This window comes from Nocardia sp. CDC153, assembly GCF_035818515.1.
Classification (GTDB): domain Bacteria; phylum Actinomycetota; class Actinomycetes; order Mycobacteriales; family Mycobacteriaceae; genus Nocardia.
In genome coordinates this window covers 704,485-728,240 of record NZ_JAYKYU010000001.1, presented here as the reverse complement: position 1 = coordinate 728,240, position 23,756 = coordinate 704,485, and the positions used below count along the sequence as shown (strand labels likewise).

20 protein-coding genes are annotated in these 23,756 nt (G+C 67.0%); 7 read left to right on the top strand and 13 right to left on the bottom strand.

Features of this window, described 5'->3' with window-relative positions; all coding sequences use genetic code 11:
- The first annotated feature begins 15 nt into the window (after positions 1-15).
- The gene (locus VMT65_RS03280) at positions 16-651 is read left to right on the top strand and encodes a TMEM175 family protein (protein WP_326306410.1); all 636 of its coding nucleotides are present in this window, start codon (positions 16-18) and stop codon (positions 649-651) included.
- Between the two features lies 1 nt (position 652).
- Here the strand turns inward: VMT65_RS03280 and VMT65_RS03275 are convergent, their stop codons facing one another.
- Positions 653-1,645, bottom strand: coding sequence for a helix-turn-helix transcriptional regulator (locus tag VMT65_RS03275; RefSeq protein ID WP_326306409.1), 993 nt, complete (start codon positions 1,643-1,645; stop codon positions 653-655).
- A 61-nt stretch (positions 1,646-1,706) separates the two neighbouring features.
- Here VMT65_RS03275 and VMT65_RS03270 point away from each other — a divergent pair, with 61 nt between their 5' ends.
- Both VMT65_RS03270 and VMT65_RS03265 read left to right on the top strand, forming a co-directional pair.
- Positions 1,707-2,105, top strand: a complete 399-nt coding sequence (locus VMT65_RS03270; protein ID WP_326306408.1) for a VOC family protein — start codon at positions 1,707-1,709, stop codon at positions 2,103-2,105.
- Positions 2,106-2,242: 137 nt separating this feature from the next.
- Positions 2,243-2,437: a hypothetical protein gene (locus tag VMT65_RS03265; protein ID WP_326306407.1), complete on the top strand. Its 195-nt coding sequence runs from the start codon at positions 2,243-2,245 to the stop codon at positions 2,435-2,437.
- Positions 2,438-2,492: 55 nt separating this feature from the next.
- Here the strand turns inward: VMT65_RS03265 and VMT65_RS03260 are convergent, their stop codons facing one another.
- The 6 genes from VMT65_RS03260 to VMT65_RS03235 form a co-directional block, all read right to left on the bottom strand.
- Positions 2,493-4,883, bottom strand: coding sequence for a SpoIIE family protein phosphatase (locus VMT65_RS03260; RefSeq protein WP_326306406.1), 2,391 nt, complete (start codon positions 4,881-4,883; stop codon positions 2,493-2,495).
- Entirely contained in the window at positions 4,883-9,130 is a 4,248-nt protein-coding gene (locus tag VMT65_RS03255; RefSeq protein WP_326306405.1) for a HAMP domain-containing protein, read from the bottom strand. Before VMT65_RS03255 ends, VMT65_RS03260 begins: the two co-directional genes overlap by 1 nt.
- Before the next feature lie 165 nt (positions 9,131-9,295).
- Positions 9,296-9,634 (bottom strand): STAS domain-containing protein, encoded by a 339-nt coding sequence (locus VMT65_RS03250; protein ID WP_326306404.1) that lies wholly within the window; start codon positions 9,632-9,634, stop codon positions 9,296-9,298.
- A 170-nt stretch (positions 9,635-9,804) separates the two neighbouring features.
- Complete coding sequence (locus VMT65_RS03245; protein WP_326306403.1) at positions 9,805-10,611, bottom strand: SigB/SigF/SigG family RNA polymerase sigma factor; 807 nt, start codon at positions 10,609-10,611, stop codon at positions 9,805-9,807.
- Positions 10,612-10,758: 147 nt separating this feature from the next.
- Positions 10,759-11,103 (bottom strand): STAS domain-containing protein, encoded by a 345-nt coding sequence (locus tag VMT65_RS03240; protein ID WP_326306402.1) that lies wholly within the window; start codon positions 11,101-11,103, stop codon positions 10,759-10,761.
- A 31-nt stretch (positions 11,104-11,134) separates the two neighbouring features.
- Positions 11,135-11,650 carry an anti-sigma factor gene (locus tag VMT65_RS03235; protein ID WP_326306401.1) on the bottom strand — a complete coding sequence of 172 codons (516 nt, stop codon included), beginning with the start codon at positions 11,648-11,650 and terminating at the stop codon, positions 11,135-11,137.
- Positions 11,651-11,857: 207 nt separating this feature from the next.
- On the opposite strand from VMT65_RS03235, the gene VMT65_RS03230 reads away from it, so the two are divergent.
- Positions 11,858-12,814, top strand: a complete 957-nt coding sequence (locus tag VMT65_RS03230; RefSeq protein WP_326306400.1) for a sensor histidine kinase — start codon at positions 11,858-11,860, stop codon at positions 12,812-12,814.
- A 98-nt stretch (positions 12,815-12,912) separates the two neighbouring features.
- Positions 12,913-13,176 carry a GlsB/YeaQ/YmgE family stress response membrane protein gene (locus VMT65_RS03225; RefSeq protein ID WP_326306399.1) on the top strand — a complete coding sequence of 88 codons (264 nt, stop codon included), beginning with the start codon at positions 12,913-12,915 and terminating at the stop codon, positions 13,174-13,176.
- Here the strand turns inward: VMT65_RS03225 and VMT65_RS03220 are convergent.
- The 4 genes from VMT65_RS03220 to VMT65_RS03205 form a co-directional block, all read right to left on the bottom strand.
- Positions 13,173-13,274 carry a DUF397 domain-containing protein gene (locus VMT65_RS03220; RefSeq protein ID WP_326306398.1) on the bottom strand — a complete coding sequence of 34 codons (102 nt, stop codon included), beginning with the start codon at positions 13,272-13,274 and terminating at the stop codon, positions 13,173-13,175. The genes VMT65_RS03225 and VMT65_RS03220 overlap by 4 nt on opposite strands.
- A gap of 230 nt (positions 13,275-13,504) precedes the next feature.
- Positions 13,505-16,990 (bottom strand): indolepyruvate ferredoxin oxidoreductase family protein, encoded by a 3,486-nt coding sequence (locus VMT65_RS03215; RefSeq protein WP_326306397.1) that lies wholly within the window; start codon positions 16,988-16,990, stop codon positions 13,505-13,507.
- Positions 16,987-18,108 (bottom strand): beta-ketoacyl synthase N-terminal-like domain-containing protein, encoded by a 1,122-nt coding sequence (locus VMT65_RS03210; RefSeq protein ID WP_326306396.1) that lies wholly within the window; start codon positions 18,106-18,108, stop codon positions 16,987-16,989. Before VMT65_RS03210 ends, VMT65_RS03215 begins: the two co-directional genes overlap by 4 nt.
- Before the next feature lie 30 nt (positions 18,109-18,138).
- Positions 18,139-19,983, bottom strand: coding sequence for a hypothetical protein (locus VMT65_RS03205; RefSeq protein WP_326306395.1), 1,845 nt, complete (start codon positions 19,981-19,983; stop codon positions 18,139-18,141).
- A gap of 185 nt (positions 19,984-20,168) precedes the next feature.
- On the opposite strand from VMT65_RS03205, the gene VMT65_RS03200 reads away from it, so the two are divergent.
- The gene (locus VMT65_RS03200; RefSeq protein ID WP_326306394.1) at positions 20,169-21,173 is read left to right on the top strand and encodes a methyltransferase; all 1,005 of its coding nucleotides are present in this window, start codon (positions 20,169-20,171) and stop codon (positions 21,171-21,173) included.
- Positions 21,174-21,234: 61 nt separating this feature from the next.
- On the opposite strand, the gene VMT65_RS03195 is transcribed toward VMT65_RS03200, so the two are convergent.
- Positions 21,235-22,095, bottom strand: coding sequence for an ABC transporter permease (locus VMT65_RS03195; protein ID WP_326306393.1), 861 nt, complete (start codon positions 22,093-22,095; stop codon positions 21,235-21,237).
- 83 nt (positions 22,096-22,178) lie between these two features.
- Complete coding sequence (locus VMT65_RS03190; protein ID WP_326306392.1) at positions 22,179-23,135, bottom strand: ATP-binding cassette domain-containing protein; 957 nt, start codon at positions 23,133-23,135, stop codon at positions 22,179-22,181.
- A gap of 172 nt (positions 23,136-23,307) precedes the next feature.
- On the opposite strand from VMT65_RS03190, the gene VMT65_RS03185 reads away from it, so the two are divergent.
- Entirely contained in the window at positions 23,308-23,754 is a 447-nt protein-coding gene (locus VMT65_RS03185; protein ID WP_326306391.1) for a MarR family winged helix-turn-helix transcriptional regulator, read from the top strand.
- The last annotated feature ends 2 nt before the right edge of the window (positions 23,755-23,756 follow it).

Genomic DNA, 23,756 nt, shown 5'->3' with positions numbered 1-23,756 from the left:
TCTACAGTCGGCGGAGTGAGCGATCGGGCACAGGGCTCGGCGGGACCGGCGCATACCGAACGTGGGCTGGAGCGGCTGGTCTTCTTCAGTGACGCGGTGGTTGCCATCGCCATCACCCTCATCGCCCTGCCGTTGGTCGACACTGCGCGCGGGGTCGCTGAGTCGAACACGTCGAAATTCCTGGCGGACAACAGTTATGCGCTCACCGCGGCCGGGATCAGTTTCGTCGTGATCAGTGCCTTCTGGCGTGAGCATCACCGCCTGTTCGAGCGGGCGACCGGCTATACCGCCCTGCTGATTCGCGTGAACATGCTGTGGCTGCTCGCCATGGTCGCGCTTCCGGTGGCGACGGTGCTCGACGTCTATTCCCATCACGACGACCGGCTCGCCATCGGAATCTACGTCGGCGTCATCATTTTCGCCATGGCCGTTGCCCGCGTGGAGGAACTGCTGCTCTACCGCGGCGGCCTGCTCACCGACGCTGAAGAACTGACCCCCGCCTACCTGGCCAGCCGATGGCTGACGGTCGCCGCCGCACTTCTCGCCCTAGTGGTCGCGGTCGCGGTACCGAGTATCGGCCTGTGGTCCCTGCTGATTCTGGTTGCCGCCGCGCCACTTCCGGGCGTACTGCGACGACGCTGGCCCCGGTAGGTCAGGGCTGGGCCTCGCCGGTCGCGGCCAGGAGTCGGCGGGCGAGGGTGCGTACGGATTCGGTGAGGGCGGCAGGGTGTTCGATGACGAAGGGGCGGTCCAGACCGGCGAGGAGGGTGGGGATCCAGTCGAGCCGTTCTGCGTGGATCAGGACTCGGACCCAGGGAGCCGAGTCGGGTTCCGCTGCGCCGGAGTCGATCTCGTGGACGACCGCGAGCTCCGGGGGCAGTAGCGCGCGGACGGTGGCGGCATCGCCCTGGACCCGTACCGAGATCTCGTGCGCGTAGGGCGCTTCGGCCAGCGTGGACAGGAGGTGGGCGGCCGGGTCGAATCCTACTGGCGCGGTGAAGGTCCCGGGTGCCATGGCCGCCGCCTCGACTCGGTCCACGCGGAACGAACGGGATTCCCCGGCGGCCGGATCGGTTCCGATCACGTACCAGCGGCCGCTGTGGGACACCACACCGTGGGGATAGACGGTCCGCTCGGTCCGGCGACCGCTTCGGTCGGCGTAGGTGATCGCGACCGGCCGGTGGTCGCGGATGGCCTCCGCGAACAGCAGCAGGAATTCGGTTTTCGACGCGGACGCGGGTCGCTCCTCGCCGGTGAACTCCACGGTGTCCAGCAGGGTGTCCAGCCGGGCGGCAACGGCTTTGGGCAGGACCCGACCGAGCTTGGCCGCGGCGCTGTCGGCGGCGTGGGCCGGTGCCGTCACCCATCCGGCGCGGCGCGCGGCGACTAGGCCGAGTAGGACGGCGAGGGCTTCGTCGTCGGAGAGCATCAGGGGTGGCATCCGGTAGCCGGGCGCGAGCCGGTAGCCACCGTATCGACCGCGCACGGATTCCACCGGGATGTCCAAGTCGGCGAGATGCTCGGCGTACCGGCGAACGGTGCGCTCATCAACCCCCAGCCGCTCGGCCAACCGGGCGACCGTATGCGTGCCGCCGGTCTGCAGAATCTCCAGCAGGGCGAGCACACGCGCGGTAGGGCGGGACATGCGTGAAATTCTCTCAAATACCGGGCGGATGATGTCCGGTATTGCTTCTAGCGTTGCAGCCATGAACCTCGTCTCGATCCGCCTGATCACCGCCGACATCGACCGCCTGGTCGAATTCTACGAGCGGGTGACCATCGCGACCGCGCTCCGACCGACCCCGGATTTCGCCGAAATAACCACGGCGGCAGGCACATTGGCGATCGGCAGCGAACGAACCGTGGCGCTGTTCACCCCCGGCAGCGCCCGCCCGGCCGCCAATCACTCCGCGATCATCGAGTTCCTGGTCGACGACGTGGACGCCGAATACGCCAGACTCACCGCCATCGTCACCGATTTCGTCAACGAGCCCACCACCATGCCGTGGGGCAACCGCTCCCTGCTCTTCCGCGACCCCGACGGCAACCTCGTCAACTTCTTCACCCCGGTCACCGCCGCCGCCATAGCCAAGTTCACCCGCTGAGCGCTACCTCCTACGAAAACCCGCGCCCCGCGAGCCGGGCCGTTCACCACGGAATCGATGCCTACCCCGTAGGGTGGGCCTGTCGGCCCGAGTCATTCGGATTCGGTCACCCGGCGCCACCGGCGGGAAGTGTTCGCATGAACTCTGCACGACAGACCACCCTTCGTCAGGAGCAGAGCGAGTTCAGCGCCGCCCGCGCCGCCGAAAAGGCCGCATGCGAAAAACAGAACGCCGCGGCCACCCTCACCGTCGCGAGCCACGCCCTCGACGCCGCCGACTGCGCCTTCCTCCTCCAAATGCTCGGCCTGGACACCCCGCCCGAGGACAAGTAGCGCCACCGCTTCCGCTCAACTCACCTCTTCGAGGCAGATGACGCGGATGTCCGTTTCAGTCCGCGGTCCGGAGGCCGGGTGCGGTGCCGCATACTTCGAGGCCGACGACGCACATGTCGTCGTCGCTGTCGGCGTCGCTGGTGCCGAGCAGGTGGTCCAGGCGGTCGCCGAGGCGGCCGTCGAAGTGGGCCGACTCGGTCAGCAGGCGTTGGACGCAGTCGTCGAGGGGGCGGCCTCGGCGTTCGATGAGGCCGTCGGTGTAGAGGAGGAGGACGTCGTCGGTCTCGAGGCGCATTTCGCCTTCCTCGTACTGGGTTTCGGCCACCGCGCCTAGGATCATGCCGTCGACGGCCGGGAGGGTGGTTGCCGTGCCCGCGCGCACCAGGACCGGTGGCAGGTGACCGGCCCGCGCCCAGCGCAGGACCCGGGTTTCCGGATCGTAGAGACCGCAGACGACCGTGGCGTAGATGGTGTCGTCGGGCTGATGGGCTACCTGGTTGAGCCAATTCAGCATTTGGCCGGGTCCCGCGCCGGTGGCGGCCAGACCGCGTAAGGCGTTGCGCAGCACCACCATTCCGGTCGCCGCGGTGATGCCGTGTCCGACGATGTCGCCGACCGACACCAGGATCTGTTTCGACGCGAGCACGACGACGTCGTACCAGTCGCCCCCGACCAGATGATCCTGCTCGGTCGGCCGATACCGCACCGCCGTCCGCAACCCGAAAATCTCGGTGGCGGGCTGGGTCTCGGGCATGATCGCCATTTGGAGTCGGCGGGCGAGCTGACTCTGTTCGGCTGCCTGCTCCTCGGTCCGGGTGAGCCGATCGCGGGTGGCTGACAGGGCGATCTCGGTCCAATGTTGGGTCGAGGCATCCTGATACACGCCGCGAATGGCGAGCAGGTTCCCCGCGGGGTCGAGCACCGGCTCGGCGACGACCCGCACATGCCGGATGCCCCCGTCCGGCCGGACGATCCGGAGAACGGCCGAGTCCACCCGCCGATAATGCAGGACCGTGCGCAGGAATCGTTGCGCCGCTTGCGAATCCGAGGAATCGACATAGAGCGGCAGCTGACCGAACGGAATCGGGTCGGCGGTCGGCTCCAGCCCGTACATCGCGAAGAGCTGCTCACTCCAGACGATCTCGCCGCCGGTCGCGTTCTCCTCGAAAGCGCCGACCCCGCCGAGCCGCTGCGCATGTCGCAGCAGCGCGGCCCACCGTTCCGCCACATCCCGGATCCGCCACATCACCAGTACGGCGTCCCCGTGGCGGCCGATGCTGAGCCCGGCCGACACCGACCGCGGAAGTCGCCCGGACAGCTCGGTGAGCGTGACGGGATCGGCGCGATAGCTCGCACCGGTCGCGTAGACCCGCTCGACACACTCGAACAGGCGCTCCCGACCTACGGAGATCGGATACGCCTCGGTCAGGGACGCGCCCTCGAGCAGCTCGCGGGGTCGGCCCGCCGGATCCAGAAAGCGCGCATTGAGATGGTGGATCCGGAAATCGACCAGCGCGCCCTCGGCGTCGTAGGCGGGAAGCAACACCAGCGCCGGATCGAAGAGCTCGTCCGCCAACCGCACCGCTTCGGCGGGCCCGTCCGCGTCGGCACCCAACTCCGCGTCGGAATCCAGTGCATAGGAACACAATTCGGCCAGCGCCTCAAGCTGCCGACGCAGCCGCGGCGGATACTCCGCGATCGGACGCGGCCAGCACACCTCGAGAATCCCGACCAGCCGCCCGCCGATACCGACCGGCAGCACCACCCGACCCCCACCACCACCGGCGATCGAGGGCAGGCCGGTCTCACCAATATCCCTCAGCCACAAGGAATCCCGCAGCACCAGCGCCCGACCGGCCGGGGTACCCACCCCCGGCGGCACATATCGCCACCGGCGCGCCTCGGATTCGCCGATACCGGCGAATCCGCGCAAGGTGAGCGATCCATCGCCACCCGCACCCCAGATCGCGATCGCCGTGGCTCCCAAGGGCGAGACCGCCTGCGCCAGCAGAGATTCCGCGACCTGCCGGGTGTTCCCGGCGGCCAGCGCCCCACTCTCTGCGGTGCGCAACCGGACCGCCTCGGACCGCGAGGCTGGCGTGCTCGGCGCGAATTCGCCCACCACCGCGCCGATCTCGTCGCCCGCCACCTCGTTCACCAGATCGGCGGCGAATTCCAGCCGGGTCAGCCCCGCCCGCTCGGACAGCAGGTCCAGCTGCCGGGCGGCATGTGCTGGCGCACACCGAAACCGTTCCACGAGAATGCCTTTGGCCATCTCGACCACCGCGCGGGCGTCCGCGCTCGCGTGCGCCGCCCGGATCTCGGAACGTAGACGTTCCACCGTGGCGGCGATCCGAATGAGTTCGGACCCCACGTCGGGGCCGTCTTGTCGATCCTCACCGGCGACCTCCGGTACCGGTTCGCCGCCGCGCTCGGAATCGGCCATCAAGCACTCAGCCAACGGCGGATGCACGCCAGCAAGAGATTCGCGTCGACCGGCTTGGTGACATAGTCGTTGGCGCCCGCGGCCAGGCTCTTGTCGCGATCGCCCAGCATGGCCTTGGCGGTCACCGCGATGATCGGCAGCTCGGCGTAGCGCGGGATCTCGCGAATGGCCGCGGTCGCGGTGTACCCGTCCATCTCGGGCATCATCACGTCCATCAGCACCAGATCCACCTCGGGATGGGCGACCAGCTTGTCCATGCCCTCGCGACCGTTCTCCGCGTGCACCACCTTCACGCCGTGCAGCTCCAGAATGCTGCTGAGCGCGAACAGGTTTCGGGCGTCATCGTCGACAATGAGCACCGTCCGCCCGGCCAGCTCGCCATCGGGCACCTCGGGTGCGGGCACCACGGCCTCCTCGCGGCGCACCAGCGGCAGCACGTCGCCGGGAGCGTCCGCGGTGACGTGCAGGGCGATGCGCTCACGCAGCTCGTCGAGGCTGGCCAGCAGTTCCAGCGGCCGATGCTCCGACCGCTCCCGCAGCCGCCGCTCCTGTTCGCCGTCGAGGCGGCGGATGTGCGCCAGCACCGGCACCCCCGCCGAGGCCGGATCGTCGTCCATGAGGTCGAGGAAGCGCAGCGCCGTCTTGCTGGACATATCCAATTCCAGTACGACGCAATGGAATGCCTCACCCGCCATGGCCGCGGCAGCCTCCCGCATACCGACCACGCTCACCACCTGGACCTGTCGGCGCGGATCATCGCGGTAGGCGAGATCGGCCACGGCGCTCTCGGCCACCAGGGTCAGCAAGCCGTGCGGCCGTTCCTCGATGACGAGCAGTCGACGCTGCTGGTTCGGGCCCGAGCCACCCGCCGCCTCGGCCGCCCCGGCCGGCGCGATATCGGACTCGGCATGCGGCAGCTCCTGAAAGTCCGGGCGCGCCACCGGCAGATACAGCGTGAAGGTGCTGCCCTGATCGACCGCGCTCTCGGCGGTGATCGCGCCGCCGAGCAGATACGCGATCTCCCGGCTGATCGACAGCCCGAGCCCGGTGCCACCGTATTTGCGGCTGGTCGTGCCGTCGGCCTGCTGGAACGCGCCGAAGATCGTTTCGAGCTGATGTTCGGCGATGCCGATTCCGGTGTCCACCACCCGGAATGCCACGGCCGGGCCGTGGCGGCGCACGCCCGCGGGCAGCTCGGGCGCTTCGGCGGGACCGATCCGCAATTCCACCGACCCGGTCTCGGTGAACTTGACCGCGTTGGACAGCAGATTGCTCAGCACCTGCCGCAATCGTGAATCATCGGTGAGCAGTTCCGACGGCAGCCCCGGCAATGTCACGATCCGGAAGCCGAGATTCTTCTGGGTGGTCAGCGGCCGGAAGGTGGCCTCGACGTAATCCAGCAGTTTGCGCAGCGGCACCCGCTCCGGCGACACGTCCATCTTGCCCGCCTCGACCTTGGACAGATCAAGGATGTCATTGATCAGCTGCAGCAGATCCGAACCGGCCGAATGAATGATGCTCGCGTACTCGACCTGTTTGGCCGTCAAATTGCGGCCGGGATTCTGGGCCAGCAACTGCGCGAGAATCAGCAGGCTGTTGAGCGGGGTGCGCAGCTCATGGCTCATGTTCGCCAAGAACTCCGACTTGTACTTCGAGGCCAGCGACAGCTCCTGGGCGCGGGTCTCCAATTCCTGTCGCGCCTGCTCGATTTCGAGGTTCTTGGCCTCGATATCGCGGTTCTGCATGGCCAAAAGCGCGGCCTTCTCCTCCATTTCGGCATTGGACCGCTGCAGTTCCTCCTGACGGACCTGCAATTCCTGTGAGCGGGCCTGCAATTCGGAGGTCAACCGCTGGGATTCGACGAGCAGTTCATCGGTGCGGGCATTGGCGATGATGGTGTTGACATTGACACCGATCGTCTCCATCAGCTGATCCAGGAAATCCCGGTGGATGCGGGTGAATCGATGCACCGACGCCAGTTCGATGACGCCGAGCACCTGATCCTCCACCACGATCGGCAGCACCAGCAGATTGACCGGCGCGGTCCGCCCCAGCCCGGAGGAGATGGTGACGTAATCGCCCGGCACCTCGTCGACGGCGATGGTGCGACGACTGCGCGCGGCCTGCCCGACCAACGATTGCCCGAAGGTGAAACGCCGTGCGCTGTCCGGCTTTTCGGGACTACCGTAGGAGCCGAGCAGCCGCAGCTCGGGCGGCTCGGCCGTCTCGTCGGCGAGATAGAACGCGCCGAACTGCGCCGACACCAGCGGCACCAGCTCGTCCATGATCAGCTCGGCGACCACCCGCAGATCCCGCGGGCCCTGCATGAGCCCGGAGATGCGGGCGAGGTTGGTCTTGAGCCAGTCCTGGTCCTGATTGGCCTTGGTGGTCTCGCGCAGCGACTCCACCATCGAATTGATGTTGTCCTTGAGATCGGCGACCTCACCCGAGGCTTCGACGGTGATGGACCGCGTCAGATCGCCCTCGGCGACCGCGGAGGTGACCTCGGCGATGGCCCGGACCTGTCGGGTCAGGTTGCCCGCGAGCTCGTTCACGTTCTCGGTCAAGCGTTTCCAGGTGCCCGACACGCCCTCGACCTCGGCCTGGCCGCCCAGCCGCCCCTCGGATCCGACCTCGCGGGCGACGCGGGTGACCTCGGCGGCGAAGGCCGACAACTGGTCGACCATGGTGTTGATGGTGGTCTTCAGTTCGAGGATCTCGCCGCGCGCGTCGACGTCGATCTTGCTGGTCAGATCGCCCTGCGCGACGGCGGTGGTGACCTGGGCGATATTGCGCACCTGGTTGGTCAGGTTGTTGGCCATGGAATTGACGTTGTCGGTCAAGTCCTTCCAGGTGCCCGCCACGTTCGGCACCCGGGCCTGACCGCCCAGCATGCCCTCGGTCCCCACCTCGCGGGCCACGCGGGTGACCTCGTCCGCGAACGCCGACAGCGTGTCGACCATCGTATTGATGACCCCCGCCAGCGCCGCGACCTCGCCCTTGGCCTCGACCGTGATCTTCTGCCCCAGATCGCCGCGCGCCACCGCCGTGGCGACCTGGGCGATGGAGCGCACCTGACTGGTGAGGTTGGAGGCCATGACATTGACGTTGTCCGTCAGGTCTTTCCACGTGCCCGACGCGCCCCGGACGGTCGCCTGCCCGCCGAGATTGCCCTCGGTGCCGACCTCGCGCGCGACGCGGGTGACCTCGTCGGCGAACGAGGACAACTGGTCGACCATCGTATTGATGGTCTCCTTGAGCTCGAGGATCTCCCCGCGCGCGTCGACCCGGATCTTCTGCGTCAGATCACCGTCCGCGACCGCGGTGGTGACCTGCGCGATCGAGCGCACCTGCGCGGTCAGGTTGTCGGCCATGACATTCACCGATTCGGTGAGGTCCTTCCAGGTGCCGGAGACACCCTTCACATCGGCCTGCCCGCCCAGCCGCCCCTCGGTGCCCACCTCGCGCGAGACGCGGGTGACCTCGTCGGCGAACGACGACAGCTGATCGACCATCGTATTGATGGTGTTCTTCAACTCCAGAATCTCGCCGCGCGCATTGACATTGATCTTCTGGGTGAGGTCACCGCGCGCGACCGCCGTCGCGACCTGAGCGATGGAACGCACCTGGGCGGTGAGGTTGCCCGCCATGAAGTTCACCGAGTCGGTGAGATCGCGCCAGGTCCCCGACACGCCCTTCACATCGGCCTGACCGCCGAGGATGCCCTCGGTGCCGACCTCGCGCGAAACGCGGGTGACCTCGTCGGCGAACGACGACAGCTGATCGACCATCGTATTGATGGTGTTCTTCAGCTCGAGGATCTCCCCGCGCGCGCTCACCGTGATCTTCTGCGACAGGTCGCCGCGCGCCACGGCGGTGGCGACCTGGGCGATATCGCGCACCTGACTGGTGAGATTGCCGGCCATGGCGTTCACCGAGTCGGTGAGGTCCTTCCAGGTCCCCGACACCCCGGTGATCTCGGCCTGGCCGCCGAGGCGTCCGTCGGTGCCGACCTCGCGCGCGACCCTGGTCACCTCCGAGGTGAACAGCGACAGCTGGTCCACCATGCCGTTGAACACGGTGGCGATCTCACCGAGCAGCCCGTCGGCGTCGTTCGGCAGCCGGGTGCCGAAGTCCCCGTCCCGGACGGCGGTCAGCCCCGCCAACAGCTTTCGCAGTTCGACCTGATCGGCAGACCAAGCGACCGGCTGCGACGCTTGACGGTTGGGCGACACGTCTTTCGTCATCACATCCCACTCTGACCGGCACGGCCGTGCGGCCGTGGGCGGGCGGCGAGGTGCTGGTTCGTGAACACCACAACCGTGATTGACTCTACGGGTCCACCGCGCCACGGCGCAGCGGACCCGCCCTTCCGGCCAGGTCTATCCGATCACGCGCCGTCGTCTATCCGGTCACGCGCCTTCGTCCGCCCGACGCGACACACCCGCGATCGCGGCCTCGAGGGTGTCGAACAGCGGCAGCACCGCATCCAGCCCGGTCACTTCGATCGGACGGCGGACCTGGGGCGACGCCACCACGCGAACCCCTTGGGGGCCGGTGGATTTCGACGCGACCAGCAGGGTGGTCAGCCCCACCGAACCCATGAATTCGACCCCGGACAGGTCCACCACCAGCTGCGCGCCGGGCACGGCGAGCTGCTCGAGCACCGTGCCCAGTGTGCCGGCCGAGGTGCTGTCGATCTCGCCGGCGGCCGCGACCACCTCGACGCCCTCGATCCGACTGCGCGTCACCGTCAACAACGGTACGGACATTCCGCTCTCGGCCACCCTCGCTCCTCGAAGCCTCGCCTCCATGTGCGCCGGGTCAGCTCCACGGCGGAACAAGTGTACGACCGTCGCCCAGTCGGTCGAACACGCTCCGGGAGCCGACTTTCGGCCAGCGAGTTCGGGCGTGTCGGGGCTCAGGCCACCCGCACCTTGCGCGGTTCCCCGCCCGTGGCCCGGCTGCGCAGCTCGGCGAGTGTTCGCGTCAGCAGGCGCGACACCTGCATCTGCGAAACGCCTATGGCCCTGGCGATTTCGGCCTGGGTGCGCTCCTCGCCGAAACGCATGACCAGAATCTCGCGTTCCCGCTCGGGCAGGGACGCCAGCCCGGGTGCGGCGGCCAGGGCATCCTCGACGAGCGCGTAGCCGGGCTCGACGGTCGCGTACCGGTCCAGCGGCGACGGCGCGGCGCTGCCATCGTCGTGGGAAACCGTTGGGGTGTCGAGTGATTCGGCGTGGTAGCAGTTGCCCGCGATCAGCGCCTGGGTGACCTCGGCCAGATCGACCTTCAGCTCCGCGGCCATTTCGCGGGCCGTGGGCTGGCGTCCCAGCCGTTGCGACAGTTCGGCGATCGCCGGGGTGATGCGCTGCTGCAATTCCTTGGTTCGGCGCGGCACCCGCACCGCCCACGTGCTGTCGCGGAAGTAGCGCCGCACCTCGCCCATGATGGTGGGCAGCGCGAAGGACAGGAAGGGTGTGCCCTGCGACGGATCGAAGCGGTCCACCGCGAGGATCACGCCGACCGCGGCGATCTGGGCCAGGTCCTCGGCATCGACGCCGCGTCCGGCGTACCGGCGGGCAATGTGGTCGCCCAAGGGTAGACACCGGGCGATGATCTCCTCGCGTACCCGCTCGCGCTCGTCGCTTCCGACCGGGAGTTCGGCCAGCTCCAACAGCCGGGGTTCGATGTTGTCGTAGGAATCGCCCGCGTGTTCACTCGACATTGCTTTCCCTCACTTCGAGTTATCAGCATTTCGTTGATCTTCGAGGTACCCGCCCGGGGCGCCCGGAAACACACTTTCGAGAGCGTTATCACAATCCGATCACAGTGAATATCAAGCAAATCGCGGGCTCGTCGTGAGCGCCCCGGTCTAGCGCGCCAGCGCCTCGTCCAGGGTGTCGCTGAGCAGCAGGAGCTCGTGCAGCCCGGTGATCTCGATCGGGCGGCGGACCTGCGGGGACACCACCAGGCGCAGCCGCTTCGGGCTGATCTTCTCCGCCGCCTCGAGCAGGACGTTCAGCCCGACCGACCCGATGAAACGCACGCCCGACAAATCGATCACCGGCGCCTCGGCGGCCGCCAGCACCTCACCCAACACCTCCCGCAGCTGTGCCACCGACGTAATGTCGATCTCGCCCACCGCGGACACCACCGCGGTCCCGTTCGCGCTCGCACGCGATACGGTCAGCAATCGCGGCATTCCGCTCTCGGTCAACGCCCACTCCCTCGATCGGCCCGAGTCACCATCATCCCTCGTGTCGACTACGCCGACGACTGAAACGTACTACTGTCAGATAGGAATACGTGTCCGCGCGGCCCGTACCCTCCCCGATGTCCAGCTCATCGGTCACCGATTCCAGCAGCTTGCGACTCAGGCTGTCCCCGCGCAGCAGTGTGCGGCTGCGGGTCAGTCCCGAGATCTCGACCTCGATCCGGCGTCGGTCATAGCGCAGCTCGCAGGCGATCTCGGAGCCCAGCGCCGCCGCCATCACGAACGCGGTCGCCACCTCGTCGATCGCCACCCGCATATCGGTGACCACATCGAGGGTGAAATCCGCCGTCAACAGCACGGTCTCGACCACCGACCGCAGCATCGGCAGCATGCCGGCCTGCGCGGCCACACTCAATCCCACGGCCCCGACCTGTGGGGACGGTTCGGCCTCCGCTCCGCCGCGAATCATCTCCGCCTTCCCCTGGCCGGGCACGCCGGGATTGGGGATCCAATCTCCGGGGCCGCTCTCGTAATGCTTCTGTTCCTGCATGGTGCCACTGCCTCCTACAGTGCGTTCGAACTCTCCGTCGCTCTTCCAGGGAATAACCACGACGGAGCTTTTCAACGCGTGCCCGCGCGATCATCGCGCGATCATCGCCCCATCCTCGCCCTGACCGGCGCGAACCGCTCACCTCGGCGACCGCGCGTAAACTGTCGCGGGAGTTGTCCGTCCGAGGATGGTGGAGGTTCTCACCTCGTGACCGCTTCCGACCAAACGTCCAGCATCGCCCATGGTTTCGTGCACCCGGCCTATTTCTACCGGGGCGCCGAGGAGTATCTGCACGGTACCGTCGGCTTCATTCGCGAGGGTCTGGCCAATGGCGAGCCCGTCGCGGTCTCGGTGCCCACGGGCAATCTGGCGCTGATTCGCGAGGCGCTCGGCGGCGATGCCGATGCGGTGCGGCTGCTGGACATGACGGTCGAGGGCCGCAATCCGGGCCGGATCATTCCCGGCGTCCTGCGCGCCTTCGCCGACGCGCACCCCGACACCCGGGTGCGCATTATCGGCGAGCCGATCTGGGCCGACCGCTCACCGCTCGAGTATCCGGCGTGTGTGCAGCACGAGGCACTGATCAACGCGGCCTTCGCCGGGCGTGCCGTGACGATCCTGTGCCCCTACGACCTGGACACGCTGCCCGCGCGGGCCATCGCCGACGCCTTTCACACCCACCCGACCGTGATCGGGGACACCGGCGAAACCGCCAGTGGCGATTACGATCCCGACCGCGTCGTGGCCGAGTACAACCGTCCGCTGCCGCCGCCGCCCGAGACCGCGCAGACCCTGACCTTCGACACGGCGACCGTGGCCACCGCACGGCATGCGGCGGTCGGCTACGCCCGGCGATGCGGCATGAGCGAGCAGCGGGTCATGGATCTGGAACTCGTCGTCGGGGAGGCCACCACCAATTCGGTGCTGCACGGCGGCGGACAGGGGGTGCTCGCCTATTGGGTCGAGGGCTCCCAATTCTGTTGTCAGATCCAGGATTCCGGCCATATCACCGATCCGCTGGCCGGACGCCTCCCCGCACCGCCGCGCCGACCCGGCGGGCGTGGGCTGCTGCTGATCAACCAGCTGGCCGATCTGGTCCGCCTGCACACCGCCGAGCGCGGCACGACGCTGCGGATTCACCTCCCGCTCGCCGCGGCCGCCTGACGCAGTTTCGTCGGCCGGGCGTGTCACTGGCCGATTCCCGCTGGTGGACGGGCGACCATAGGGGCAGACAACCGGCGTCGGAACTGGTAGGAGGCGTAATGCTGGCACTGGGATTCTTCGGCTGGATCATTATCGGCGGCCTGGCCGGGTGGATCGGCAGCAAGATCATGGGCACGGACGCCCAGCAGGGCGTCATCCTCAATATCGTGGTCGGCGTGGTCGGCGGCCTGCTGGGCGGCTTCCTGCTCAAACTCCTCGGCGTGGACGTCCACGGCGGCGGCCTGATCTTCAGCTTCCTCACCTGCCTGCTCGGCGCGGTGCTGCTGATCTTCATCCTCGGCAAGCTCACCGGCCGCCGCTAACAATCGAACACCCCGGCCACCACCCCGGCCGTGAACGAATCCCACTGGCCCGCCGCGAAAACCAGCGCCGGACCGGTGGGATTCTTCGAATCCCGCACCCCCTCCCCCGAGCCACGCCACCCCGACGCAATCTCCCTGGCTCCCACAGTGACTACTCTTGAGCCACGTGGCTCATTCCCGTGTCAACCGGCCGCCAATCGACAGCGACGTGGGCGCGCTTCCCACGAACCGTACCGTCGCCTTCGCCCAGAACAGCTGCGGCGGCGGTTGATTGCTGCGACGTAGGGCTCAGCTCAGCTGGCGACGAGCGAGAGCGGCAGCATCCTGCTCAGTCGCCGGTCCGGGACCCGGCGTCTGTCACAGCGGCCGGGAGGTCGAGACCGAGGTGGGCCAGCCGGGTGCGGTAGCGTTGCACGCTCTCCAGCTTGACCGTCTCGTAGCCCCGAACCAGGTCTGCGGCCTCGGCGGCAGCGACCGCCCGGTCGTAGTCGGTGGCGAGTTCGTCGGTCAGCTGCCCTATCAAGGCGATGTAATGGTCACGCAACGCGCGCTCGAGTCGACGAATCCCGGTGTGCCCGAAGGGATCCAGCGCGGTGCCGCGGAGGACCTTGCCCTTGGCCAGCAGGGGTAACACCCAACGGGTACGGGGGCCCAAGCCGATCTTGGATCGCATGCCCAGAGTACGCAGGATCGGCGGGTGCAAGCGGTAGGTCCGCGCGCGGGCCCCCGGCACCTGGTCGTCGATATGGGCGAGGAACTCCGGGTCCGTCAGTAGTCGGGCCACCTCGTACTCGTCCTTGTAGGCCATGAACCGATAGAGGCCACGCGCCGCGGCAACGCTGAATTCGGTGCGATCCGTCGCCGCACGCTCGGCCCGCCAAACATTGTCCATGAGCCCGACATAGCGGCGGGCCAACTTGCGATTCTGGAACGAGATCAACCGGCGCGCAGCCAATTCTGTTGCCTGCCGCACCGCTCCGGTGAGAGTGCTGTCGCCGAAGAGGTCGGTTGGAGGCTCGGGTGGCGGTGTCGCGGACGGCTGCGCCGCGTCGGCGAACGCCGACGGTTCCGCCACGGCGGCTCGGCCCCAGCGAAATGCCGCGATATTGTCGGCGACGGACACCCGGTTCAGGGTGATCGCCGCCTCGATGCTCGCGGCCGGAATATGCAGTGCGCCAAGCTCGTAGGCCATGCCAACGAGGAGGAAATTGGCATGGGTCGTCTCGCCGAACAACGACTGGGCGGCTGCCAGAGCGTCGAAGGATTCCACCCGATGTGTCACACTCCGCAATCGAGCCAACAGCGACTCCTCGCCGGGATAGCGAATCTCCTTGTCATACACCATGTCACCGGTAGGAGTCCGGCTCGTCGACGCCACCGCGACCGTCGCCATCGCCGAGCAGTAGTTCAGGTTGCGAGTATCGGTCGCGGTCAGCAGATCGAAGGCGAGGACGCAGTCGGCGCCGCCGACAGTGAGCCGATTGTCCGGTACCGGGTCGGTGCCATATCGCAAATGCGACACCACCGGCCCAGCTTTCTGACTCAGCCCGGTCTGATCCAGACCGGTCACCTCTAGTCCAGCCATGGCGGCCGCGGTGGCCAACACCTGGTTGACTGTGACGATTCCGGTGCCGCCGATGCCGGCCAGCAGGACATTCCAGCTTCCTATCGGCCCGGATACCGCACGGTCGACGAGACGGGGCGGCTCGAGGCGGCGGCGCGCGACAGACTTACGGGCGGGCGGTATCTCGACGGTCACGAACGACGGGCAGTCGCCGTCCAAACAGCTGTAGTCGAGATTGCACGAGCTCTGGTCGATTCGGGTCTTGAAACCGAGATCGGTGTCCACTTCCCGTACCGACAGGCAGTTACTCTTCTGCCCGCAGTCGCCGCATCCCTCGCACACCGCCTCATTGATGACAATACGAGTCGGCTTGTCCGGCAGCAGACCTCGCTTACGGCGGCGACGCGCGTCCGCGGCACAGTGCTGGTCGTAGATCAACACCGTTACCCCCGCGATGGCCCGCAGTTCACGCTGCGCCTCGTCGAGGCGGTCCCGATGCCACAGCTCAGTGCCCGCGGCCAGCTCCGAAAATCGGTGACGGCCAGGATCCTCCGCGCACACGATGATCTTGGCGACGCCTTCGGCGGCGAGCTTGCGAGTCAGCGCCGACACGGTCAACCCGCCCTCGGCTCGCTGTGCACCCGTCATGGCGACGACCTCGTTGAACAATAGCTTGTAGGTAATGTTCACTCCGGCGGCGATGCAGGCCTGAACGGCCAGCTGGCCGGAATGGAAAAACGTTCCGTCACCGACATTCTGAAAGATGTGCCCGATATCGGTGAACGGAGCCTGCCCGATCCACTGCGCCCCCTCCCCGCCCATCTGGGTCAATCCGGTAACCGCGCTGTCGGGACGGCCGGACATGGTCACCAGGGTGTGACAGCCGATGCCGCCGCCCGCGATGGACTCCTCCGGTACCCGGGTCGAGCGATTGTGCGGGCAGCCACTGCAGAAGAAGGCGGTGCGCCGCACCGCCAGTGGCTCCAGCGGCAAGGGTTCCGGCAGTGGGCGTTTCACCGGCGCGTAGCGGTGCAGCACCCGGTACAGGGGGCCACGCAACCGCCCGGCGGTGAGCTCGCCGTCGGCGGGCACCAACGGCTCGCCGTCCCTGTCCCGCTTGCCAACGATCCCGGGAGCGTCGGCCGCACCGTAAAGGATCTCCCGCAGCTGGGATTCCACAAAGCCGGTCTTCTCCTCCACCACGAGGACTCGATCGAGCCCTAGGGCGAATCGTCGGACCGTGTGGGCCGACACCGGATACAGCATGGCGATGCGGAGCAGTCGAACACCGGCCCGGCGCAGTCCTTCCTCGTCGAGACCCAGGTCGAGCAGACTTTGCCGCACCGTGTCGAATACCGGCCCGGCCGCGACGATGCCGATCCTTGCCTGCGGTGGATTCAGTTCGACCGCATCGAGCCGATTGGCCACGGCGTACTCGTCGATGACAGCACGGCGCGGGCCGAGCAAGTCGACCTCGGAGACGAGACTGTCGATCGGAGCCGCCATGGGTCGCTGACGATACTCGAAAGTCTCTGTACCCCAGTTAATTCGAGGTACGACCGGCTCACATCGGGTTACCGAGCCGTCGACAATCCACGACCCGTCGGCAACATCGGAGACCACTTTCAATGCCACGACACAGCCCGAGGCACGTGACAGCGCGACCGCGTGCAGGCCCAGCGTCACGATCTCCGCGGAGTTGCGCGGGAACAGCACCGGTATGTTCATGGCCGCCAGCGAACGTTCGCTCGCCAGTGGCAAGCTCGAGGACTTCGACCCCGGATCGTCGCCGACCAACAAAACCATTCCGCCCCGGGCATTTACGCCGTAGTGGTTGGCGTGGCGCAGAACGTCGGTGGCCCGATCCAGTCCAGGCCCCTTGCCGTACCAAACACCGACCACACCGTCGTAGGTCGGTTCTCCCGCACCGAGATTTGCCTGGCTGCCCCACACCGCGGTCGCGGCCAGCTCCTCGTTCAGCCCCGGAGAAAACGTGATGTGGTGTTCGGCGAGAACATTCGGCATTCCGGCCAGCAGTGTGTCCACGCCCGCGAGTGGACTGCCCTGATAGCCGGACACGAAGGTCGCGACACGGCGGCCGTTGCGGGCATCGCATGCCTGTTGTTCCACCAGCAGGCGGGCTATGGCCTGCACACCGGTCAGCAGGACCGGACCAGCCCCGGGCCGATAGCGATCCGCGAGATCGTAGGGATGGGTCGGCAGTGCTTCCGAAGCCGTGGTGTCGGTCATCGCCTTGTCGATTCGGTCGAGGACGGCCCAGGAGCACCGCCGAGGAGGACATGGGTATCGGTGCCATCCGAGACGAAAGCGCCGACCGCGGCCGCGAAGGGCTGAATCGGGCCGCACACCTCGAGCGCCACGGAAGCGGCGGGAGCGACGAGCCGTGTTCCACCGAGGTCGATGTCACCATTGCGGAGCGCGGCACCGGCGTGAGAAGGCGACCGGCGATGCTCGATGATCAGGATCGTCCTGGCCACCGCGAGCATCCCGGCGGCCAGCTCCGTCCCACTGGGGTCCAGGTCGGCGCCGCCCAGGACGCAGCGGGTGGACCCGCTGCCGTACACGGCGCGAACCGCCTCGAGCCCCGGTGGCCCACCCGCCACGATCGCGTTACCGAGCAGTTCGACATAGGAGACCTGTTCGGCACGCAGCCGCGCGTCGCTCAGCGCGCGCCGGAGAAGTTCGTGGCGGCCCGTCCGGGTGAGGGCGCGGTGATCGCCACCGACGGCGGTGCCGAGGACGTGAGCGCGCGGCGGACGGCTGTTCGACCCGTAATCGCCGCCACTCCCCAGCAAGAGCATGACGCAGTCATCGCCCCCCGCACCACCGACGAGCGCGAAATCGCAATCACCGGAGCGCAATCCCCGCACAGCCAGATGTAATGCCACCAGTGCCGACGATCCCCGCGGGTCCACGGCCAGACTCGGTCCACACAGGTGCAACCGGCGCGACAAGGCGGCTGCGAGGCCGCCCTGCGAGACACCTAGGTAGACACCGACGGATACGTTCTCCAGCCGAGCCGCTGACAGTCCGGCGTCGGCCAACGCCTCTCGGGCGACGTCGTACACCAGCCGCCGCGGTAGGTTCGGCTCCATGGCGTCCGGGCCGCCTCCGGGCCAGCCACTGACCCGAGCTCTGCTGGACCACAAGGCGTCCCGGTCACTGGTGAGCCGCGCCCACAGAGCGGCCGGCGAATCGACGCCATCGGGGAGACGCACTCCCATGCCCAGCACCGCCGAGGTTCGGGATCGATCGCTGTTTTCGTGGTCGGCCGTGGTTCGCAACCGCCGCATCGCGTCGAGGAGCAACTCCCTTGTCTGCCAGGCTGATTCGATCGAGGTGCTCATCATGTCGCTCCGCATCACTACAGTTCCGCATCACCACATGAAGGCCCGATCCTCGGTTTCCGCGGTCTGAGTCGTGTCGCCGACCCGGACTGTGGCCGAGGTAAGGTGCCGGATCCGATACACCTGCCCGAAGGTGGATCCCTCGGCAGGCACGAAATCCATTGCGTTCCACGCGTGCTCGCTGGTGACGCCGGTGGATTTTGTGGTCCAGTCCACTTCGAGCCAGCCGTTTCCCTCGTGGATCTCGGCCCCGTCGGGAGCGCCCTTCACCGCGTACCGGTCACCGTAGAAATCGATGACCCATTTGTCGGTGTGCTCGATGGAATCCGGCACGACCCCGGCCTGATTCCAGGTGACCTTCGAGGTGTTCGCTGTGAAGGACACGTGGTAGTCCAAGTAGGGCGCGACGGCGTAGGCGGAGGCCGCGAGGCTCACTTGCCCGCCGACGCTGTCGGTCCGACTCGCCAGCAGCTGATTGCCATTGGATTTGTTGGCGGTGGTCCCCAGCTGAGCGATGTCTGCCACGGGTGCGCCGCCGCGGCGAATATAGATCTGGGAGAACAGACCGTCGGAGGACCCAAGATCGGAGGCGAAGGACAGAAATCCGACTACCGACCCGTCTCCGCTGGCAGTGTCCCACCAGTTCTCGCCATTGTCCTCGAAGCCCTGCGGGTTGGCGCTCAGCAGTTCCAGTTTGCCGGTGTCGAGATCTCGGCGGTAGATGTTCCACTGGGCCTTGGGGGCATTGGGCAGCAGGTTCCCGGCGGTGGACATGAAAACCATGCGACGCGCGCTGCCGGAGAAGCTCGACCAGGTCGCATTGCCGTCGCCGGGCAGCCCGGTCGCCCCGACGTCGAGCAGCGTGGTCGTACCCGCCACCAGATCGCGGACATAGGCGTGCGAGACGTGGTTGCCCGGCAGTCCTGCCACGAGATTTGTAGCGTGCGAGGCGAATCCGACGAACCTGCCATCTCCACTGATAGCGCCACCGATGCTCAGATCGTCGCCCTGCTCGCCGCCGGGTGCGACGCTGATGCGTGTCGTCGTCCCGGCTCGGATGTCACGGACGAACACGTCGCCGACATTATTGGTGTCGCCGGGAACGAGATTCGACGCCAGCGATCCGAAAACAACGTGCTCGCCGCTGTCATCGGGCATCCCGCCATAGTTGAGGGCTGTCGCGGGCGAGCCATCGACGGTCTGGCTCACCAGTGTGATCCGGCCACTCCCCAGATCCTTCAGATAGACGTTCCACTGGCCGCCCGTGGGCGTCGCCACCAGGTTGGTGGCGTTGGAGGAGAAGGCCGCGAACCGGCCGTTGGCCGAGATCTGCACCATCATCGAGTCGCCGTTGGCGGCCTCGCCCCGATCGTTGGTGTCCAGCCGGGTGGTGTGCTTGTCGGCGACACCGCGCAGGTAGACATGGGACCTGCCGTCGGTAGATCCGGACCCCAGATTGCTGGCGTCCGAATAGAACACGACCTTGCTGCCGTCCGCGCTGATCACCGGATCCCAGCTGTCTCGGTCCGCTGGCCGACCGTCGTCACCGCGATCGAGCATGGCCGTGCTCCGCCGATCCAAATCGCGTAGGTAGATGTGTCCAACATGGCCGTCACCGCCGCCCTCGACGAGATTCGTCGCCCGCGACTCGAATGCGACCCGATGCCCGGAGCTGTCGATGGACAGCCGTTTGCAGTTGGCGTTCGCGGGTTTTCCGTCCGCCCCGATGCTGACGAGGGTCAATCCCGGCTCGGGTGTGGATGCGATGGACCGATCCTGGCGGATCAGCACGATGGTGACGATCAGGGCCACAACGGCGACCGCGATGCCGGTTGCCCAGACTCTGGGCCTTTCGCTCAGTCTCATCGACGACATGTTCTCTCCATCGGGAAGCCGATCTGGCGCGGTCAGTCTCACGACGGTTTCTCGAATCACGCTCCAGGAGAACTCGAACCGGCGCTCGGGCATGATGCTCCAGTAACGCTCGAGGCCGGATCGACAGTCCGATGCGAATGTTCGCCCCACACCGTCTTTCGTCCGACGAGGGAGATTTCGCACCCATGACCACATTTGCCGCGGGCGTCGACACGCCCGCTGGGATTCTCCGACTGGGAAAGTCGTTCTGCGAGGCCAAAGTGCTGTTGACGGCCGTGGAACTGGACCTTTTCAGCGTCCTCCACGACTCCCCTGCCACCCCCGACACGCTGCGCGGACGCCTCGGGCTGCATGGCCGGGGACTGGCCGACGTGCTGGCCCTACTGACCGAGATCGGGCTACTCGAGCACGACAACGGCGCGTACCGCAACTCCGAGACGGCCGAACGCCATCTGGTGCGTGGCGGTCGGTCCTACCTCGGTGATTTCCTGCTGCGCTTCAATCGCAACCTGTATCCCGCCTACGGCAATCTGACCGATGCTCTGCGCACGGGCGCCAAACAGCGGCCTGGCGACTTCACCGTCATGCTCGGCGACCCCGATCGGCTGCGAAAGTTCGTACTACTCATGGACTCGCTGACCAGCGACCTCGGACCGGCGCTGGTCGAGGCCTTCGACTGGGGGCACCACCAAGCCGTCCTCGATGTGGGCGGCTGTCGAGGAAACCTGTTGTCCCACATCCTGTCCGAGCATCCCGACCTTACCGGCGGCGTCTTCGATCTGCCTCCGATGCGGCCACTGTTCGAAGAACTCATGGCGGAGCGTGGCCTCGCCGACCGCAGCACCTTCCATGCGGGTGACTTCTTCGAGCAGGAGCTGCCGAGCGCCGATGTCATCATGCTCGGCCACGTCCTGCACGACTGGGACGAGCGGGAGCGAGAGGCCATCGTGGGCAAGGCCTTCCGCGCCCTGGAGCCGGGCGGCGCGCTGCTGGTGTACGACCGAATGCTCGAAGCGGGCCCGAGCCTGGCGGAGAATCTCGTCATCAGCCTGGACATGATGATGGTCACCGACGGCGGCTCGGAGTACCCGGCCGAAGAGATCCACCGCTACGCCCGCGCCGCGGGGGCGACGTCCACGCAGCGGCGGCTGGGCGAACACGACACCCTGGTCATCTGTCGCACAGTGTGAAAACCAAAGCGCGCGAGGTGGTTCCGGATCGATCCGGAACCACCTCGCGTTGTTCGGGGGGCTAAACCTTGCGGTAGGCGCGTAGAGCCAACGCTCCGCCTATCACCGTGAGCACCACGCACCACGCCACCGACGCGGTCGCATACCAGGCGGTGCTGTGTTCGAGTACCTGGCTGACCTGCGACTTCTGCATCAGGGTGCGCAGGGTGTCGGTGAAGATGGTGACCGGCTGATACCTCGCGAAGCCCTGCAACCACCCTGGCAGCGTCGACACCGGAATGAACGCGCTGGACACGAACACCATCAGAAAGCCGGGCGCGGTCAGGGCGTTGACGGTCTCGGCATTGCGGGCCGCCAGACCCAAGAAGGCGAACAGACTGAACGTACCGAGGCCAATTACCAGCAGCATGGCGAACGACAGCAGGATATCCCCCACGCTCGCATGGAACCGGAAGCCGATCGCGATGCCCGCGACCAAACACAGTGCGTGCGCCACGAACTGCTGCAGCACGTCGGCGAGCGCGCGGCCCGAGAGCAGCGCCGCCCGCGGCGATGGCAGCGACCGGAACCGGTCGATGATGCCATCAGCCGCGTCGGTGGCCAGGCCGGTCGCACTGGTGAATCCACCGAAAACGACGTTCTGGACCAGCATGGCCGGGACTATGTAATCGACGTAGGTCATGCCGGGAATCGGGATCGCGCCGCCGAAGACGTACCGGAACAGGGTCAGGAACAGGATCGGGGACGTGACCGCGGCGACGGCGGCCTGCGGGGTGCGAATGATATGGAGAATCTGGCGCTTGGCCAGCGCCAGGGAGTCGACCGGCAGGGCCGTCCACGGCAGCCGGTTCAGGTCGGGAGATGGTTCGAACGCCGAATTGCCTTGCGGCGCGGTGACGCTCGATCCGCGCGTGACAACCATCAGCGCAGCCTCCTCGGTGCAGGGTTCATATTGCTGTTCATTTTCGGTGTCTTCCGTCGTGCAGTAAGTGGTCGGAGGGTGGATTAGTTGGTCGGGGTCGTCGTGGACGCCGTTTGCTGAGTCAGCGACAGGTAGACGTCCTCGAGCGAGGGCGCACGCACGGTGACGTCGGCAAGGTCGATGCGTGCGTCATCGAGCACCCGGACCGCGCCCGCCAGCCCTGCGGAGCCGCCCGGGGTCTGCAAGGTCACCGTCGACAACACCCGATCCTCCGAGGGGGCGGCGGAGCTGAGTGGTCTCAACAACGAGACGGCCTCGGTGAGATCGGCGCGATCGGACAGGGTGACTGTGATGGTCTGATCGCCCAGACGGGCCTTGAGCTCCGCCGGAGTTCCGTGTGCGACCACTTGGCCGTGGTCGAGGACGACGATGTCCTCGGCCAGGTAGTCGGCCTCTTCGAGGGTCTGGGTAGTGAGCAGTACCGCGGTGCCGCGTTCGGCCATATCGCGGACCAGACCCCACAGCTCGAGCCGAGCTGCCGGGTCGAGTCCGGTGGACGGCTCGTCGAGCAGCAGCACCGCGGGCCGCCCGACCAGGCTGGCACCCAGGTCCAATCGCCGACGCATGCCGCCGGAGTAGGTGCGCACCGGCCGCCCGGCGGCCTCGGTGAGGGAGAGTTGCTCGAGCACTTCATCACTGCGGCGGGCGGTTTCACGCGCGCTCAGCCGGTACAACCGACCGACGAGCTGAAGGTTCTCCCGGCCGGTCAGCGCCTCGTCGACCGCGGCGTGTTGACCGGCCAGCCCAACCAGTCGGCGCGCGGCGATCGGATATCTGGTGACGTCGTATCCGCCGACGCGAACACGGCCGCCGTCCGGTGGCAACAGGGTCGCGAGGATCCGAACCAGGGTGGTCTTCCCCGCGCCGTTGTGCCCGAGCAACCCGAGCACCGAGCCCGCCGCAACCTGGAAGTCGACTCCCGCCAGGGCTTTGAGCTTGCCAAACGATTTCTCCACTGCCTCGACTTCGATGGCTTGCATGATCCTGGAGGTATCCTCTCTGACGTAGGGGAAGTATCTGCACAGAAAAGGTATCTGCATGAAGCAAGATAAATCTAACTCGCAGAAGTCTCGATCGTCAACCGATAGCGAGAGCCGATCGGTCCCTGCCGGTGATCCTTCGGGACACAGCGGCGAACAACTGCGCCTGCTCATGTCGGGTAGCACCGTCTACCGCGAGTACCTGACGGCGCAGATCGTGGTGGGTCAGGCGACCGCCCAGGCTCTCAAACTCGGCGCGACCGACTTCTTCGGCCTCAACCTGATCGCCCTGTCCGGCTCACTCACCGCCGGCGAGCTGGCGGCCAAAACCGGCCTGAGTACCGGTGCGGCCACCCGGCTCATCGATCGGCTCGAGCAGACCCACTACGTACGTCGCGTGCGGGACCCGCATGACCGCCGAAAGGTGATCATCGAACCGGATCCGTCGCGCCGGGCCGAACTGGCAGCCGCACTCGAACCCCTGCGGGTGCAGATGGCCGAGGTCTTCGCCCGATACGACCCGGCAGCGCTCGACATCCTCTTCGACTACTTCACCGAGGCGACCAGGGTGCTCCGCAACGCGGCGCAGGATCTCACCGACGGCGGGGTATCCGACTGACG

Excerpts from the sequence above, each read along its gene's own strand:
- VMT65_RS03265 (WP_326306407.1), top strand. The coding sequence starts at position 2,243 with ATGAACTCTGCACGACAGACCACCCTTCGTCAGGAGCAGAGCGAGTTC.
- VMT65_RS03245 (WP_326306403.1), bottom strand. The coding sequence starts at position 10,611 with ATGTCGAGTGAACACGCGGGCGATTCCTACGACAACATCGAACCCCGG.
- VMT65_RS03205 (WP_326306395.1), bottom strand. The coding sequence starts at position 19,983 with ATGTCGTCGATGAGACTGAGCGAAAGGCCCAGAGTCTGGGCAACCGGC.
- VMT65_RS03195 (WP_326306393.1), bottom strand. The coding sequence starts at position 22,095 with ATGGTTGTCACGCGCGGATCGAGCGTCACCGCGCCGCAAGGCAATTCG.
- VMT65_RS03210 (WP_326306396.1), bottom strand. The coding sequence starts at position 18,108 with ATGAGCACCTCGATCGAATCAGCCTGGCAGACAAGGGAGTTGCTCCTC.
- VMT65_RS03190 (WP_326306392.1), bottom strand. The coding sequence starts at position 23,135 with ATGCAAGCCATCGAAGTCGAGGCAGTGGAGAAATCGTTTGGCAAGCTC.
- VMT65_RS03200 (WP_326306394.1), top strand. The coding sequence starts at position 20,169 with ATGACCACATTTGCCGCGGGCGTCGACACGCCCGCTGGGATTCTCCGA.
- VMT65_RS03260 (WP_326306406.1), bottom strand. The coding sequence starts at position 4,883 with ATGGCCGATTCCGAGCGCGGCGGCGAACCGGTACCGGAGGTCGCCGGT.
- VMT65_RS03235 (WP_326306401.1), bottom strand. The coding sequence starts at position 11,650 with ATGCAGGAACAGAAGCATTACGAGAGCGGCCCCGGAGATTGGATCCCC.
- VMT65_RS03215 (WP_326306397.1), bottom strand. The coding sequence starts at position 16,990 with ATGACCGACACCACGGCTTCGGAAGCACTGCCGACCCATCCCTACGAT.
- VMT65_RS03270 (WP_326306408.1), top strand. The coding sequence starts at position 1,707 with ATGAACCTCGTCTCGATCCGCCTGATCACCGCCGACATCGACCGCCTG.
- VMT65_RS03185 (WP_326306391.1), top strand. The coding sequence starts at position 23,308 with ATGTCGGGTAGCACCGTCTACCGCGAGTACCTGACGGCGCAGATCGTG.
- VMT65_RS03225 (WP_326306399.1), top strand. The coding sequence starts at position 12,913 with ATGCTGGCACTGGGATTCTTCGGCTGGATCATTATCGGCGGCCTGGCC.
- VMT65_RS03275 (WP_326306409.1), bottom strand. The coding sequence starts at position 1,645 with ATGTCCCGCCCTACCGCGCGTGTGCTCGCCCTGCTGGAGATTCTGCAG.
- VMT65_RS03255 (WP_326306405.1), bottom strand. The coding sequence starts at position 9,130 with ATGACGAAAGACGTGTCGCCCAACCGTCAAGCGTCGCAGCCGGTCGCT.